The sequence below is a fragment of the Planococcus glaciei genome, assembly GCF_900099655.1.
GTDB lineage: Bacteria > Bacillota > Bacilli > Bacillales_A > Planococcaceae > Planococcus > Planococcus glaciei.
On record NZ_FNDC01000001.1, the window covers coordinates 609,707 to 624,372 of the forward strand.

General features: G+C 46.8%; 16 protein-coding genes and 1 riboswitch. Of the genes, 8 read left to right on the plus strand and 8 right to left on the minus strand.

Annotated elements, in window-relative coordinates; all coding sequences use genetic code 11:
- Positions 1 to 10: 10 nt before the first annotated feature.
- The 5 genes from BLQ32_RS03010 to BLQ32_RS03030 form a co-directional block, all read right to left on the minus strand.
- Complete coding sequence (locus BLQ32_RS03010; RefSeq protein WP_074509041.1) at positions 11 to 745, minus strand: amino acid ABC transporter ATP-binding protein; 735 nt, start codon at positions 743 to 745, stop codon at positions 11 to 13.
- A gap of 35 nt (positions 746 to 780) precedes the next feature.
- Positions 781 to 1,548 carry an amino acid ABC transporter permease gene (locus BLQ32_RS03015; RefSeq protein WP_074509042.1) on the minus strand — a complete coding sequence of 256 codons (768 nt, stop codon included), beginning with the start codon at positions 1,546 to 1,548 and terminating at the stop codon, positions 781 to 783.
- 61 nt (positions 1,549 to 1,609) lie between these two features.
- Complete coding sequence (locus BLQ32_RS03020) at positions 1,610 to 2,452, minus strand: transporter substrate-binding domain-containing protein (protein ID WP_074509043.1); 843 nt, start codon at positions 2,450 to 2,452, stop codon at positions 1,610 to 1,612.
- A gap of 122 nt (positions 2,453 to 2,574) precedes the next feature.
- Positions 2,575 to 2,758: riboswitch (Lysine riboswitch) on the minus strand.
- 154 nt (positions 2,759 to 2,912) lie between these two features.
- Positions 2,913 to 3,977: a tRNA 2-selenouridine(34) synthase MnmH gene (gene mnmH / locus BLQ32_RS03025; RefSeq protein ID WP_074509044.1), complete on the minus strand. Its 1,065-nt coding sequence runs from the start codon at positions 3,975 to 3,977 to the stop codon at positions 2,913 to 2,915.
- Positions 3,978 to 4,159: 182 nt separating this feature from the next.
- Positions 4,160 to 4,723 carry a class I SAM-dependent methyltransferase gene (locus tag BLQ32_RS03030; protein WP_074509045.1) on the minus strand — a complete coding sequence of 188 codons (564 nt, stop codon included), beginning with the start codon at positions 4,721 to 4,723 and terminating at the stop codon, positions 4,160 to 4,162.
- Positions 4,724 to 5,009: 286 nt separating this feature from the next.
- On the opposite strand from BLQ32_RS03030, the gene pgeF reads away from it, so the two are divergent.
- The 6 genes from pgeF to BLQ32_RS03060 all read left to right on the plus strand — a co-directional run bounded on the left by pgeF (position 5,010) and on the right by BLQ32_RS03060 (position 9,820).
- The gene (gene pgeF, locus BLQ32_RS03035; protein ID WP_074509046.1) at positions 5,010 to 5,768 is read left to right on the plus strand and encodes a peptidoglycan editing factor PgeF; all 759 of its coding nucleotides are present in this window, start codon (positions 5,010 to 5,012) and stop codon (positions 5,766 to 5,768) included.
- Positions 5,769 to 6,009: 241 nt separating this feature from the next.
- Entirely contained in the window at positions 6,010 to 6,525 is a 516-nt protein-coding gene (locus tag BLQ32_RS03040) for a DUF4178 domain-containing protein (RefSeq protein WP_074509047.1), read from the plus strand.
- A 19-nt stretch (positions 6,526 to 6,544) separates the two neighbouring features.
- Positions 6,545 to 7,216, plus strand: a complete 672-nt coding sequence (locus BLQ32_RS03045) for a PspA/IM30 family protein (protein WP_074509048.1) — start codon at positions 6,545 to 6,547, stop codon at positions 7,214 to 7,216.
- Positions 7,217 to 7,276: 60 nt separating this feature from the next.
- On the plus strand, positions 7,277 to 7,831 hold the full coding sequence (locus BLQ32_RS03050) for a DUF4247 domain-containing protein (RefSeq protein WP_074509049.1): 555 nt from the start codon (positions 7,277 to 7,279) through the stop codon (positions 7,829 to 7,831).
- 23 nt (positions 7,832 to 7,854) lie between these two features.
- On the plus strand, positions 7,855 to 8,250 hold the full coding sequence (locus BLQ32_RS03055) for a DUF350 domain-containing protein (protein ID WP_036811021.1): 396 nt from the start codon (positions 7,855 to 7,857) through the stop codon (positions 8,248 to 8,250).
- Positions 8,251 to 8,263: 13 nt separating this feature from the next.
- Positions 8,264 to 9,820, plus strand: coding sequence for a polyamine aminopropyltransferase (locus BLQ32_RS03060; RefSeq protein ID WP_074509050.1), 1,557 nt, complete (start codon positions 8,264 to 8,266; stop codon positions 9,818 to 9,820).
- Positions 9,821 to 9,910: 90 nt separating this feature from the next.
- Here the strand turns inward: BLQ32_RS03060 and BLQ32_RS03065 are convergent, their stop codons facing one another.
- A complete protein-coding gene (locus BLQ32_RS03065) occupies positions 9,911 to 10,528 on the minus strand; it encodes an HAD family hydrolase (RefSeq protein ID WP_036811017.1) in 618 nt (205 codons plus the stop codon).
- 96 nt (positions 10,529 to 10,624) lie between these two features.
- Positions 10,625 to 11,374, minus strand: a complete 750-nt coding sequence (locus BLQ32_RS03070) for a TerC family protein (protein WP_053166912.1) — start codon at positions 11,372 to 11,374, stop codon at positions 10,625 to 10,627.
- A gap of 229 nt (positions 11,375 to 11,603) precedes the next feature.
- Here BLQ32_RS03070 and BLQ32_RS03075 point away from each other — a divergent pair, with 229 nt between their 5' ends.
- A complete protein-coding gene (locus tag BLQ32_RS03075) occupies positions 11,604 to 12,476 on the plus strand; it encodes a LysR family transcriptional regulator (RefSeq protein ID WP_074509051.1) in 873 nt (290 codons plus the stop codon).
- 211 nt (positions 12,477 to 12,687) lie between these two features.
- Positions 12,688 to 13,617, plus strand: a complete 930-nt coding sequence (locus BLQ32_RS03080; protein WP_074509111.1) for an AEC family transporter — start codon at positions 12,688 to 12,690, stop codon at positions 13,615 to 13,617.
- Positions 13,618 to 13,638: 21 nt separating this feature from the next.
- On the opposite strand, the gene BLQ32_RS03085 is transcribed toward BLQ32_RS03080, so the two are convergent.
- Positions 13,639 to 14,577, minus strand: a complete 939-nt coding sequence (locus BLQ32_RS03085) for a Gfo/Idh/MocA family protein (protein ID WP_074509052.1) — start codon at positions 14,575 to 14,577, stop codon at positions 13,639 to 13,641.
- Between the last annotated feature and the right edge of the window lie 89 nt (positions 14,578 to 14,666).

A 14,666-nucleotide genomic window follows, 5' to 3' on the forward strand; every position in this document is an offset into this window, starting at 1 on the left:
AAATTATCCTTTATCTTAAGGTGCGCTTCAAGAATTCGCGCGTCCGCTCTTTTTGCGGTTGATTGAAGATTTGTTCAGGCGGCCCTTCTTCGACAATGACCCCTTTATCCATAAAGACGACGCGGTCAGCCACTTCTTTCGCGAACTCCATTTCATGTGTCACGATTAGCATAGTCAACCCGCTTTTCGCCAAGTCCTTCATGACTTTCAGCACTTCCCCCACCATTTCCGGATCGAGCGCTGACGTCGGTTCATCAAATAGCATGACGTCCGGTTCCATTGACAGTGCCCGCGCAATCGCCACCCGCTGTTTTTGCCCGCCTGAGAGCTGCTGGGCTTTGGCGTTGACGTACTGGTCCATCCCAACTACATTCAAATATTTGATCGCTACTTTTTCCGCTTCTTCTTTTCGGCGTTTCATCACTTTCACTTGTCCAACTACGCAATTGTTTAAGACATTGTGGTTGTTGAACAAGTTGAATTGCTGAAACACCATTCCAAGTTTTGTGCGGTATGCATGGATGTCGTGACGGTCACCCAGAATGTCTTCTCCGTTATAGATAATTTTTCCGCCGCTTGGTTTTTCAAGCAGGTTGATGCAGCGCAGAAGTGTCGACTTGCCGGATCCTGATGAACCGATGACACAGACCACTTCCCCTTTTTGTACGGAAAAATCGATGTCTTTTAGCACTTCATGCGTACCAAAGGATTTACTTAAATGCTGAATTTCAATTACTTTTTCCATAAGCTCTCCTCTTCCATGTTTGCTTATTCACACGGCTATTCTTTGATTTTATGCGAAGGGTCTTCCGGGTTTACCACTTGCATCGGCAGACCGCCAATCATGCTGTAGTTGCTCGGGCCTTCCATTTTCCGTTCAAGTCTGCGCAGCAGCAAAGTAATCGTGTAGGTCATGATGAAGTACAAAATACAGGCGATGAAAAACGATTCGAAATACCGGAAATTGTTCCCTGAAACCGTTCTGGTCTGGAAGAACAGCTCGGTTACCCCGATAACGCTCAATACAGCTGTATCTTTGATATTGATGACAAACTGGTTGCCGGTTGCCGGTAAAATATTGCGGATTACCTGCGGCAACACTACATTGATCATCGTTTGGAAATGATTCATCCCAATAGCCTGCGCCGCTTCAAACTGCCCTTTATCGACAGAAATAATTCCGCCTCTGACGATTTCTGCCATATACGCTCCTGTATTGATGGAGACAATGAATATAGCGGCAGTAAAGACATCCATATCAAAGCCGAAAGCCATAGCAGAGCCATAGAAAATAACCATGGCCTGAACAATCATCGGCGTTCCGCGGAAAAATTCAATGTAAGCGGAAAGAAGCCCGTTGATGATTTTCAAGGTGATTTTTTTCATTCCCCGCTCCGGCATTGGAATGGTGTGAATAATACCGATAATCAATCCAATGGCGGCCCCGATCAACGTGCCGACCACTGAAATCCATAAGGTCATTCCTGCTCCGCGCAGGAACATGGGCCAATTATCTGTAAGTATGGTGATAACCCAATCTAAACTCATTGTTTTCCTCCTAAAATAGTTAAAACCGGCTACATGCAGATGCAGCCGGAACACCTAATCTTTATTGGGCGGCTGGTTGATTTTGAATTGCAGCATCCATAATTTCCTGGCGCTCTTCTTCCGAAATGCCCGCCAATGTTTCATTGATTTGTTCTGCCAGGTCACTGCCTTTTTCAAGCCCTACCGCAACTGCTGTATCGTCCGGAGAGGTTTCAAACCCGTCTTCAAATTCCACCATAGCGAAATTTTTGTTTGCAGCAGAAGCACTCACTGCTTCCGGCCGCTCGGACACATAGCCGTCAATGACACCGGATTCCAGCGCTACCCGCATGGAAGGGAAACTATCCATTGCAGTTTCTTTCGATACGCCATCGATTTGGTCAATAACCGAATAATGGAATGTGTTCAATTGGGCAGTAATTTTAGCGCCGCTGAAATCCGAAAGCGAAGTTGCGCCTTCATATTCCCCGCCCTTTTTAACGACCATTACCAACTCAGATGTATAGTAAGGCTCTGTAAAGTCAATCGTTGCTTTCCGTTCTTCTGTTGGAGACATGCCGGCGACAATAGCATCAATTTTCCCGGAAGTCAAAGCTGGCACTAAACCATCCCACTCCGTTTTTACGATTTCTAATTCCTTGCCCATGCCTTCAGCGATTCGTTTGGCTATTTCCACATCATAACCGCCTGCATATTCAGCGTTCCCGGAAATTTTTACAGCGCCGTTGGAGTCATCTCCTTGCGTCCAGTTGAACGGTGCATATGCAGCTTCCATCCCTACCTTAAAAGTATCCGATTCTTCCGAAGATCCTCCGCTTCCGGATTCTCCTCCTGATCCGCACCCTGACAGCAGCAACGTTGTTGATAAGAATATCGTTGATAAGAACGCCATTTTTCTCTTCATCACTAAAATCTCCCCTTCATTACGGCAATTGAATATGCAAAAAGGGCAACGCTGTACAAAAGATCTGAGGTAGACTCAGATCGCAATATACATAGTTGCCCTAAATCCTCTTCTTCGTCCCTGGATGAGATAGCACTTCACAATGGATCGGGAAATCCAGTGTGACAGTCCTGCAGCTATTAACTGCAGACCCAGCATGAAATGGTGAGAGCCATTCCACACTTCGGCAACATTTCCTTCTCCATAGAATCATCATCTTCTCAAACTCCGCTAAGGACCGTTAAACGTTGCGCCTCTACCTCACCACAAAAAGTGTGAGGTCATATTCAATTCGTGTTTTTCATAGTCTACATTGATAAATTTTATCTGTCAATCTTATTTTCACAGCTGAAACCTTCTGGCAAAGCAGACATTTCCTGCACCTTTCCGACAGCTTCTTTTTATCGCCGGAGAGACCGCTTTATTTGCTTGGCTGCATTTGCTTGTTTTTTCCGCTCAATTGCGGAAGCTTGTCTTTCACGATCTGGATAGCTTCTTCGATATTACCGACCGGCAAAAATTGTTTCTGCGAATCCGGATATTGAAGGCTGGTATGTTTGTAGCGGGAATCGTAATAATGTTCGAGCAGCAATTGGATGGCCGATGCGAAATCACCGCTTTCCAAATCTTCTTCGATCTGTTTGGCGACCGGCACATGGATGCGCGACTTGATCAATTGGAACGCTTCCATGCACTCGCTTTGGTGTTCGGTTGGCCGGTAATCCAGAAGGATTTCCTTGACCCGCTCTTCCATCGGCATGTCGACGATCAACTGCTGGCTGCTGTTTTTCAAATCGCATAAAAACGGTGGGATCACCACTTTGCCGATGCGGTGGCTTTCTGCTTCAAACAATACGTACGGGACGTCTTTCAGCGCTCTCAACCGGTGGACCAGCAAGGAATCGAACACTTTCTGGTTGTGCGGCTCCAGGCCGATCTGGCCGAAAATCGATCCCTTGTGGTTGGCCATCCCTTCAAAATCAATCACCGGATAGCCTTCTTTCTCCAATGCCTTCAGAATCCGGGTTTTTCCTGCCCCGGTATAGCCATTCAAAACAAACGCTTTTTCAGGCGCCTGCATTGTTTCCAGTTCGGCCACAACCCATTTCCGGTACGCACGGATGCCTTCTTCCAGGCGGCTGACGTGGACGTTCATCAAGCTCAGGAGCGTTGCGGTCGTTTTGCTGCGCATGCCTCCGCGCCAGCAAAATACCACTTTGTCGCCTTCAATTTTTTTGAAGGCGCGGATAAATTCCGGCAATTTCGCTGAAATGATATCCAACCCGCGTTCTTTTGCCGCGTCTATGCTGACTTGTTTATACAGCGTCCCCACTTCGGCCCGTTCCGCATCATCAAAAAAAGGAATATTGATGCTTCCCGGAATGGAGAAATTCTTATATTCAGATGGCGACCGGACATCAATAAGCGTCATGCTCCGGTTTTCAATGACCGGTATCAGTTGTTCTACGTTTATATTGCTATACATCTTTTTTTCCTCCAAAAAGCTCTCCAGAGAGCTCTGTCGTTTGTCCTAATTTTTTCAAGTTCACCTTTTAAGTATACACCCATTGATTTCACTTTGAAGCTTTCGCGCCTTACCCCTGGAGGCTGGCCGGACAAATAAAACAGGCAGGCCGCTGCCGCAGTCCCGCCGTTTCGAACCTCTTATTATTTTATCGCTTCATAAAGCCGCATTGGCGGGAGGTTGCGCAGGAGGTATTTATCGTGCGCTTCGGAAAAGTAATCCTGCAAATAAACCATCAGGTGCTCGTCTTTCTGGAAAAAAGTCTGATACGGCAGAAATTTTCCGCCTGGCTTTAACACATGGCTGGTCCTTTTCACAATGTCTTCCCGGACTTCTTCATCCAATAATGAAAACGGGATGCCTGAAATCACATAATCCACTTTTCCAAGCCCGTACTGCTTGACGATGTTATGTACATTTTCTGCACTGTCATGGTGAACCTTTAAGCGTTCGTCTCTCGTGTTTTTGGTTAAGTAATCCACGAAATTTTCATTCTGTTCAATCGCGATGATCATGGAATCGGCTGTTATGTGTGCCAGCAGATAATCGGTGAACACACCGGTAGCCGGTCCGTATTCAATAATGATCACTTTCTTGGTGAGGTCCATTTTTCCGCACACTTTCTGCACACCAACCTTCGAAGTTGGTGTAATTGAGGCGATGTTCGGGTCTTTGATCAGGTTTTTCATGTATTCTTTCGTAGTCATTTTTTGGCCCCCTGTTCGTCATTGGTATGGCTGCAAACAAACTCGTTAAATAGAACACATTCAAAATATAGACGCTTTCATACCTGTCTTTATCCTTTTTCAAAAAAACTGTAAAATGTTATTTTTATCATATACCCTTGAAAAAAGCGGGTCAATCTATTCCTTGGGCCTTAAGTTGCGGGCCATTGTTAAAAAACTGACCGCAAGGGTACAAGTTTCAAAACCTTTTTTTGAAACATCCCCAATCCGCACGAAAACGGTATGATAGAAAAAGGAGGCTGATCAGATGAAAACAACAATTTATCTGGACAACGAAAAATTCACGGCCGGCATGACGCTTAAAGACCCGGCCGAATTCGAAGGGAACAATATGGCGCTCCATGTCTGTGAAAATCCGGCTCAAATTGTGGAAAACCGTGAAAAATTAGCGGCTTCTTTGGGCCTTGGGCTGAATGATTTTGTCTGTGCCCATCAAACGCACAGCGCGAATTTCCACCGGGCAACGACGGCTGACAAAGGGCGCGGTGCCGAGCGCCAGGAAACCGCCATTGCAGACACGGACGCCTTGTATACATATGAACCCGACTTATTATTGGCGAGCTTTTCTGCCGACTGCGTTCCGGTGATGTTTTTCCACGAAAAAAAGGGCCTTATCGGAGTCGTCCATTCCGGCTGGCAAGGAACGGTCAAAGAAATTACGTTGAAGCTGTTCCAGCATTTGAAGCAGGAAGAACAATGCAGCCCGGAAGATTTTTACGTTCAGCTTGGCGCTGCGCTCAGCCAGGAGAAATTTGAAGTGGACGAAGACGTCTATATGAAATTCAAGAATCTCGGCTATGCAGCAGACTTCATGTATTTCAATGAAGCAAGCGGCAAATACCATATCGACAATCAGCTGACCGTCAAAAAGCAGTGTGAACTCGCCGGCATTCCGGGCAACCGCATTCACATCGACCGCACCTGCACTTTTGAAAGCCCCGATGGCTTTTCTTATCGCCAAGACAAGAAAAGCGGCAGGCATTTGAGCTTTATTGTAAAAAAATAACGAAATTGACGATCTGCAAGTAAAAGCCGGCATCCGCAAAACGGGGCCGGCTTTTTTTCTTCAATATGAGGCCGGCACAGGCTTACTTTACCTTTGGATGGGGTAAACAAAAGCGAAATTGGTTCCGTTTTTTATGCAGGCAAAAAGGGTATTCCAGCTTTAATTCACTGTCAGAATCTGTTATATTCTAAAAAATGAAACTTCTTTATGGTATGCTCGTATTTTTAAATGAGGTGAGAAGATGGGATTTTTAAGCCGTTTATTTTACGGGACAGAAAAAGACAAAAAAGGGCCGGCCGTTGAAAAGCGGACATTGCGCAATTTGCAGGTTAAAGATTTTGTAACGTATGACCTGATGGACTACGAAGTGGTCGGAAAAATCCATTACAACGACAGCGGCTACACATGGGACGCTTTTCAATTGGCGTCTGCCGGAAAAAACATCTGGCTAAGCGTGGAAATGGATGACGAACTTGAAGTCGGCGTTTACGAAAAGATCCGGATTCCGGGGCTCGAACCCGGCAAAAAGGAAATCAGCTACGATGGAAAAACGTATTTTCTTGAAGAACAAGGACGCGCCTACGTCACTTCATTCGGCCGCAGCGAAAATGTAAACGGGGCAGAAATGGCCTATTACGAATACTTGGATGAAGCGGGAGAGTCGTATTTATCCGTGGAAGTTTGGGGCAGCGAAGTGGAAGTCAGCAAAGGCTATGAAATTGAAGAATACGAAGTCACCATTCTGGCGGGAAGCTAACAAAACTGGAGGAGAGAATATGTTTCAATTTTTCAAGCGTGTACAAACTTATGTTGAATCCGAACTAAATGCCGCACTTGATAAGGCGGAAGATCCGGTAAAAATGCTGGATCAGTTTATGCGGGATATGGCATTGGATATCCGGGAAGCCGAAACGGCCGTCGCCAAACAGTTAGCCAATGAAAAAATATTGAAAAAGAAATACGATGATGCCAGCAGCATGGTCGAAAAACGCCAGCAGCAAGCCGTGGAAGCGGTCGAAGCCGGAAATGAGGACTTGGCCCGCCGCGCGCTCGAAGACAAGCAGAACCATGTTGTTCAGGCGAATTCCATGAAAGAAGCCCACGAACGGGCAGCAAGCGATTCGGCAGTGCTGCGCGAAAAATTGGCGGAAATGAAACGTGAATATGAACAAATGCAAATTAAAAAAGATTCCTTAAAAGCGCGCGCCGAATCTGCGAAAACGCGGACGAAAATCAACCGCACCATGAGCTCCGTCGGAAGCGATGAATCGCGGCAAGGATTTGAGCGGATGGAAGAAAAAGTCATGCACCTGGAAGCGGAAGCCGAGACATCTGAAGACATGCGTTCTGGTTCCCGCAGCCTGGATGATGAATTTGAAGACCTTAAAAAAAGCAGCTCAGTAGACAATGAACTGGCCGCGCTTAAAAAACAGCTTGGAAAAGAATAACGAACTGCGGTCTGCTCTTCTGCGGGCAGGCCGTTCCCGTTCATTTGGAGTGTGCGAGCAATGAAAAAAAAGAAATGGCTAACGGGCCTATTGGCTGCAGTGCTCTTCTTGTCGGCATGCGGCAGCAGCCTGTCGCAAGCAGAGGACTACGTGGAAAACAATTATACCTTTGTCAATGCCGTTCAAAGTGACAGCGGCTCAAACAGCAGCGCCATGTTGTACCGGTCCGATAAAGATTTGGCCGGCACGGTGGCAGAGTTAAGTGAAGCGCAGGAACCGGATCAAGTCGGTGAAGAAATCGAAGGCCGGCAAGTACTGGTCTATGATGATGATTTCATCATATTGACAGAGGACCCGGACAATCCCGGCACTACGCTGGTAGAAGTGGCAGATGAGGAATTTGTCCGAACCCATTATAATCCCGGCTTTTTCTCAGGGATGTTGCTTGGGTCTCTTTTAAGCAATCGGTTCGGATCCGGCTGGAACCAGTCGCAGGCAACCCGCTGTGCACGCGGTGGATGCTATTCGGGCGGAGGCGGTTATAATTCCATTCCTTCAGCTACCACTGGACGCGGTTCGACATTCCGCGGCGGCGGACCGGGTGTTGGAAAATAAATCATAGCAAAGGAGCTTGACCCGTGAATTCATTCTTACTGACTTTTTTGTATTTCCTCGCAGCGATTGCTGTGGTTCTTGTTGGATTGGTCATTTTCGAGTTATTGACCAGAAAATACAAGGACTGGGAAGAAATCAAAGAAAACAATACGGCAGTCGCTTTGTCGATTGCCGGAAAAATTATCGGTACCTGTATCATCCTTACGTTTTCCATCCTGCACAATGACACCATTTTGGAAACCGTCGTCTGGGGGCTTTTCGGATTGCTTCTGCAATTCATCGCTTACTTCCTGTTCGAACTGCTGACTCCCCGCTTTTCAGTGGAAGTCCAGTTGAAAGAACGCAATACGGCGGTAGGCATCATTTCATTCGCCGTTTCAGTTGGATTGGCGTTCGTCATCGGCGCCTCGATTACATAAGGCGGTGTTTTGAATGGGATTAGAACAAGAATCCGTCCGGCAAAGCCGGGCGATTTACTATGCATCCGGGATTGTTTCCATCTGCGGCATCATCTTTGAAGTATTATTCGGAGCGCTTGGTTCCTACATTTTAGGAGATGGTGTGAAGCAGTATACGCTCACCATCTCTCTTTTTTTAACCGGCATGGGCATTGGCGCGTATATCAGCGAGAAAATGACGCGCCATTTGATTGCGTCGTTCATCTGGATTGAATATTCCATCGGCATCATCGGCGGCTTTTCGGCGATGCTGCTGTTTGGCGTTACCGCTTACCTGCCGCCCGGCACAGGTTCGCTGTTCTTGTACAGCGTCATCCTGATTGTCGGTTCTTTGACTGGGGTGGAACTGCCGATTTTGATCCGAAAAGCGAATGAAATCGGGGTATCTCTCCAAAAAAGCGCGGCCAAAGTGCTGTTTTCCGACTATGCCGGCGGTCTTGTCGGCGGGCTGCTCTTTTTGTTCTTGCTGCGCCCTTATTTCGGTCTGGTGAAAACGTCTTTTCTCGTCGCTCTGATCAACGTGGCAGTCGCACTTTGGATTGTCTTCCGCTTTAAGCACGAACTCAAACGGTTCAAGCTCCATGCTGCATTCGGCGTTTTTTTCCTGGCCATTTTGATCGTCGGCGCTTTGTTCGGTGAACAGGCGGCATTCCATTTTGAGCAGCAGCTCTACAAAGATCCGGTGATTTTTTCCGAGCAGACCGCTTACCAGAAAATCATTTTGACGAAGCAGCAAGGCGATACCCGCCTGTATCTGGACGGACAGCTGCAGTTCAGTTCGCTGGACGAACACCGCTACCATGAAATTCTCGTCCATCCTCCGATGGCCGCAGCTGCCCGCCACGACCGCGTCCTGGTTCTTGGCGGCGGCGACGGATTGGCGGTCCGCGAACTGTTGAAATATGACGATCTTGGACAAGTCGATTTGATCGACCTGGATCCGAAAATGACCGAACTCGCAAAGACCAATCATTTGCTGACGGAACTGAACGGCGGTTCCCTCTCCAACCCGAAAGTCCATGTGGTCAACGAGGATGCGTTCCGCTTCCTTGAGAGCGCTGACGGCTTCTATGACGTCATCATCATCGATTTGCCCGACCCGAACAACGAATCGCTCAACAAACTGTATACGACGGAATTCTACTCGCTTGCCCGCAACCATCTGCAGCCCGACGGCGCCATGATGGTCCAGGCAACAAGCCCCGTATTTGCGCCGCAAGTGTACTGGACCATCGATAAGACAATCCAGTCAACCGGCCTTCAGACGGAAAACCTCCACGCCGACATTCCAAGTTTCGGCGGATGGGGCTACGTGCTGGCATCGCGTTCTGAAGTGCAGGCGGAAGGCCTCCGAATCATTGAAGACACAGAGTATCTGACCACAGATCTGCTGCCGGCACTCACTGCGTTTGGGAAAGACGAAGATGCCGTAATCGAAGACGGCAACGGCAAGCTCATCGCCTTGGAACCCAATTCGCTGATCCGGCCGAATCTGATTGGGATTTACGAGAAGTCCTGGACGAATTATTAATAGGTAAGCAAATGAAAAAGGTGCTGAAGCGTAAAAGCTTCAGCACCTTTCTCGTTTATTAGGGTGTATTCAAACAACCCGCGTTATCGCTTAAAATATTTCCAATAGCTCATTGAATTCATCGATGGCGTAGTCGTAATCCTCTACTTCGCCGAAACCGTATTTCGCAAAGACAAAAGGAATGCCCGCGTCTTTGGCCGCTTTCCGGTCCCCCGCTGTATCTCCGACATACACCGAATCTTTCAAGCCGTTGCGTTCCATAATCAGCTTGATGTTTTCTCCTTTTGACAGCCCGGTACGCCCCGGGTTCTCAAAGTCCTGGAAGTATTTATCTAAGCCGTGATAGTCATAGAAGGCTTCAATATAACCTTCCTGGCAATTGCTGACGATGAACAATCTGTATTTCTCCGATAAGGCACGGAGCACGTCTTCCAGGTTCTCATAAAGAACACCGCCCCGTTCGCTGATAAAATCGCCTTCGATTTCCCCGCAGGACTGAATGAGTTCATTATGCATCTCAGCATTCAGATGCGGAAACAGCTTTTGCATGATTTCATGCATCTGCAGCCCCATCGTTTCTTTCAAGTGCTGCTTTGTCAGCGTATGATCTATTTTGTCGTTCTGCTCAATCGCTTTGTTCCATGCCATGACGACGGTTTCCCGCGAGTCCCACAGCGTTCCGTCCAAGTCAAAAATGATGCTGTCCATTAAACCCTCTCCTCTGAACTGATATGCCTCCATTCTACCCTTTTCGGACGGGAAACCAAACCATGTTGCCCCCCGCCTGCTTCTACCGAAAGAACGCTATTCTTTATTGTTCCTTAATCCTACCCAGGCACCCACAACCACGATTCCGACCAGAACGCTCCAGAAAATGGCTGTCCAGGCGAATGAATGCGGAAAATCATGGGGCAGGACATGGATTTTTTCATGGGACAAGGTCATGACCAAGAGCTTGACGCCGACCCAACCGACGATGATGAAAGCGGCAGTTTCCAGCTGCGGATAAGTTTCGAGCAGCTGGACAAATTTATGCGCCGCAAACCGCATGATGACCACGCCAATCAATCCTCCGCTCAGCATGACCACAAACGGTCCGGCATTGATGCCGCCGATATTCGTTTCACCCAGATGCGGCAAAGTCAGCGCTAAGGCAACAGCGGCCAGCATCGAGTCGACGGCAAAGGCAATATCCGCGATTTCGATTTTTAATACTGTGGTCCAAAAACCCGAACCTTTCTTCACTTTCAGGATCGTGCCGTCTCCCTGCCCTTTCCGCTGGTCGTATATGTGCTTAAATGCAATGAATAATAAGTAAGCTGCTCCGAGTGCCTGAATCTGCCAGACGCCCACCAAAAGCGTAATCATAAAAAGAGCGGCAAACCGGAAGATAAAAGCGGCAGCCAACCCGTAGAACAGGGCTTTCTTTTTCTGCTCCCCCGGCAGATGCCGGACCATCACTGCCATGACGACCGCATTATCTGCAGCCAGAATTCCTTCCAGCCCCACCAGAACCAGCAGGACCCAAGCATATTCCAATAAGATGGCTCCCATTCTTTTTCCTCCCATAGGATTGGACATCTGATAAAGTGATCTTCTGCCGATAAAGAAGCTTTTTCTATACTATACTAAGGAAACAGAATAATTGACTAAATTTTCCGCTATTTAAAGAAAAAAATTTGGCAAGCAGATGAATAATGTCTTTTCCCTCTCTTTTTCCGGCTCTGATATGGTAATGTTTCGGTATAGGCGAGGATGCCATAAGAAGTAAGGGGAAGAAGCAATGAACGAACGTGACTGGCTTATTTTAAAAGTGCTATATGAAAAAAAGAACATCACGAAAACGGCCGAAAGTTTGTATATTTCTCAGCCTTCTTTAACTAAAAGAATTCAGCAAATAGAACAGGAATACGGACGGACTCTTGTTGTCCGCGGGGCGAAAGGCGTCCAATTTACCACAGAAGGCGAATACCTGGCAAAATGCGCAGATGAAATGCTCGAGCGCCTTTACCGGATTAAGGACCATATCCTGAGCATGGGTGAGGAAGTCAGCGGCACTTTACGGTTAGGCGTTTCAAACTATATCACCCGGCATAAACTCCCCGTCCTACTCAGACTATTTGGAGAACAATTCCCGAAAGTGAATTATAAAGTGCATACAGGCTGGAGCCGTGACGTGTTTAACCTTGTCTATAATCAGGAAGTACATGCCGGAATTGTACGCGGCGATTATAACTGGCCCGGCCCAAAACATCTTTTGTTTGAAGAAAATCTTTGCATCGTGTCGAAAGAAAAAATAGGTCTCCACGATCTTCCTTCTTTGCCGAGGATTGAGTATGAAACAGACAGTCTTTTAAAAAAGATGATCGATCATTGGTGGAGCGGTACATTTTCAAAGCCGCCGCTGCTTGGAATGGAAGTGGACAAAGCAGACACCTGCAAAGAAATGGTATTGAATGGCCTCGGGTACGGCATTCTTCCCAGTGTCCTTGTTGAACATTCGGAAGGCCTTCATCAAATCAACTTGAAGGACGAATTTGGAAATCCGTTAGTAAGAAGAACATGGCTGCTTTACCATGAAGAAGCTCTTCAATCGAAAGCAGCTAAAGAATTTATTCAATTTGTGCAGACAATCGATTTTAAAAATCAATTATAAAAAGAGCGGAGATTTATTCCCCGCTCTTTTTTGATGTCATTGATGTCATTTTTCTGCCTTCCGCTATTCCTTTTTTCTATGCCTATCCATCTACTATTGGTATTTTAATTAGCTTCTTAATCGCCTTATGATTAATAGCAGAACTCCAAATAAGATGGATAACTTAGAAGCCAGAAGCATTGATCGCTTTTTCGGAAGGGAAGAACCGCATATGGAAGTTTTATTGCTCATTATCGTCAACGTCATTTTGCCGGTCTTTCTGCTGATTGGTGCAGGTGCTGTTCTTCATATCCGCTATTCACTGGATATGAATACATTGGCAAAATTGAATACGTATCTTTTAATGCCGGCTCTGAGCTTTGTTAATATTTATCAGAATGAAATAGATGCCCATACGCTGTTTCATGTCCTCAGCTTTTTAATCCTCCAAAGCCTTTGTCTGATGGCTTTGAGTGCCGGGATAGCAAAAGCGGCTAAATTCGATAACAGCCTCTCCGCGACCTTTAAAAACAGCGTAGTTCTCGTTAATTCCGGCAATTTCGGCTTGCCAATCAGCCAGCTGGTCTTCCATCAAAACCCGTTGGGGCTGTCCATTCAGATTATCGTCTTGATTTTTCAGAATCTGCTTACCTATACATACGGCTTGTATAATTCCGTATCGGTCAATACCAAGGGGCTGCAGGCAATGAAGGTTTTCCTGAAAAATCCGGTCATCTACGCTTTTTTGGCCGGCCTTCTTTGCCACTCTCTATCCATCCAGATTCCAGGCTTTATCTGGACGCCGATTGAAAATTTAGCTGATGCATTTCTGGCAATAGCTTTAGTTACACTCGGCGCACAGAGCGCATCGCTTAAGCTGATCCGGTTTTCGTTGCCGCTGATTTTAAGTATCGTTGGCCGTCTGATCCTTTCCCCGGTTATCGCCATCATAGTGATTTTGAGCTTGGATCTTGAAGGGACTACAGCACAGGCCTTATTCATCGCCAGCTCTTTTCCGACTTCCAGAAACAGTTCTCTCTTCGCTCTGGAATATGGAAATCATCCCGAATACGCTGCTCAAGCTGTACTGATGTCTACTGTATTCAGCATTGCTACGGTGACTGCGATTGTCTATTCGGCAAAAATATTATTTCCAGGATAGCTCAACTTTGTTGGACCGGCACTATGAAAGCAGTTTGACAACCTGCCGCGAAATATCATGTGTATTGATGGCCGATTCCACTTGGCCAGCCTTTACGCAGTCCATAAATTCCTTCAACTCGTAATACATCGTTTCATACTCCTGTGGAATGGAAAGGTCTTCTGTCCGGCCATCGCGGTATTTAATGATGACTTGGCGCGGGTCGCTGATTTTATTGATTTCGATGACGCCTTCTTCGCCCTGGATTTCACACGGCACATACGAGTCAGTGATTTTCGAATACATGACAATTGCTTCAAATTCCTTATAGGCCAGGATCATGCTGCCTTGCCCGTCTGCTCCCGTTGACAAGGAATAGCTATTCGCCAGGACGTTTTCCGGTTCGCCGACAAGATGGATAATTGGCGCGATGCAATAGACCCCAAGATCCATTTTTGCGCCGTTCCCGAATTCCGGTTTAAAGGCGTTTTCAATAATGCCTTCTTTGTACTTGTCGTAGCGGGAAGAATACTGGTTGAAATGGAACACAAGACGCCGGATGGGACCAATCTTATGCAGGTTCTTTTTCAAATTCAGGAAAGTCGGCGCAACGGTCGATTTCATCGCTTCCATATATGTAGTTTGGTGTTTTCGGGAAGCTTCCATGATGCGCTCCATCTCCGCTTCAGAAATCACCGCCGGCTTTTCGCATAGCACGTGAATGCCATGCTCCAACGCTAAAAGACTTTGTTCCACGTGAAACGAATTAGGGGATGCAATGTAAACCGCATCGATTTTTCCACTTTGGAACATCTCGGACATATCCGTATAGACGGCTTCCACGCCGTATTTTTCCGCAAACTCCTGGCCTCGTTCTTCCGTACGGGAATAAATAGCCCCTACACCAAACTCAGGTAAATCTTTTGCCGCTTTAAGCAGCCGGTCGGTAATCCAGTTTGTTCCGATAATGCCAAATCTCATCAATTATTCTCCCCTTTTTGGTCCTAAAAACTTGTTCTTTTTCCAATATACTAAGCCCTTAGGAATTTAGCCAGTTTCTGCAAGAGGTT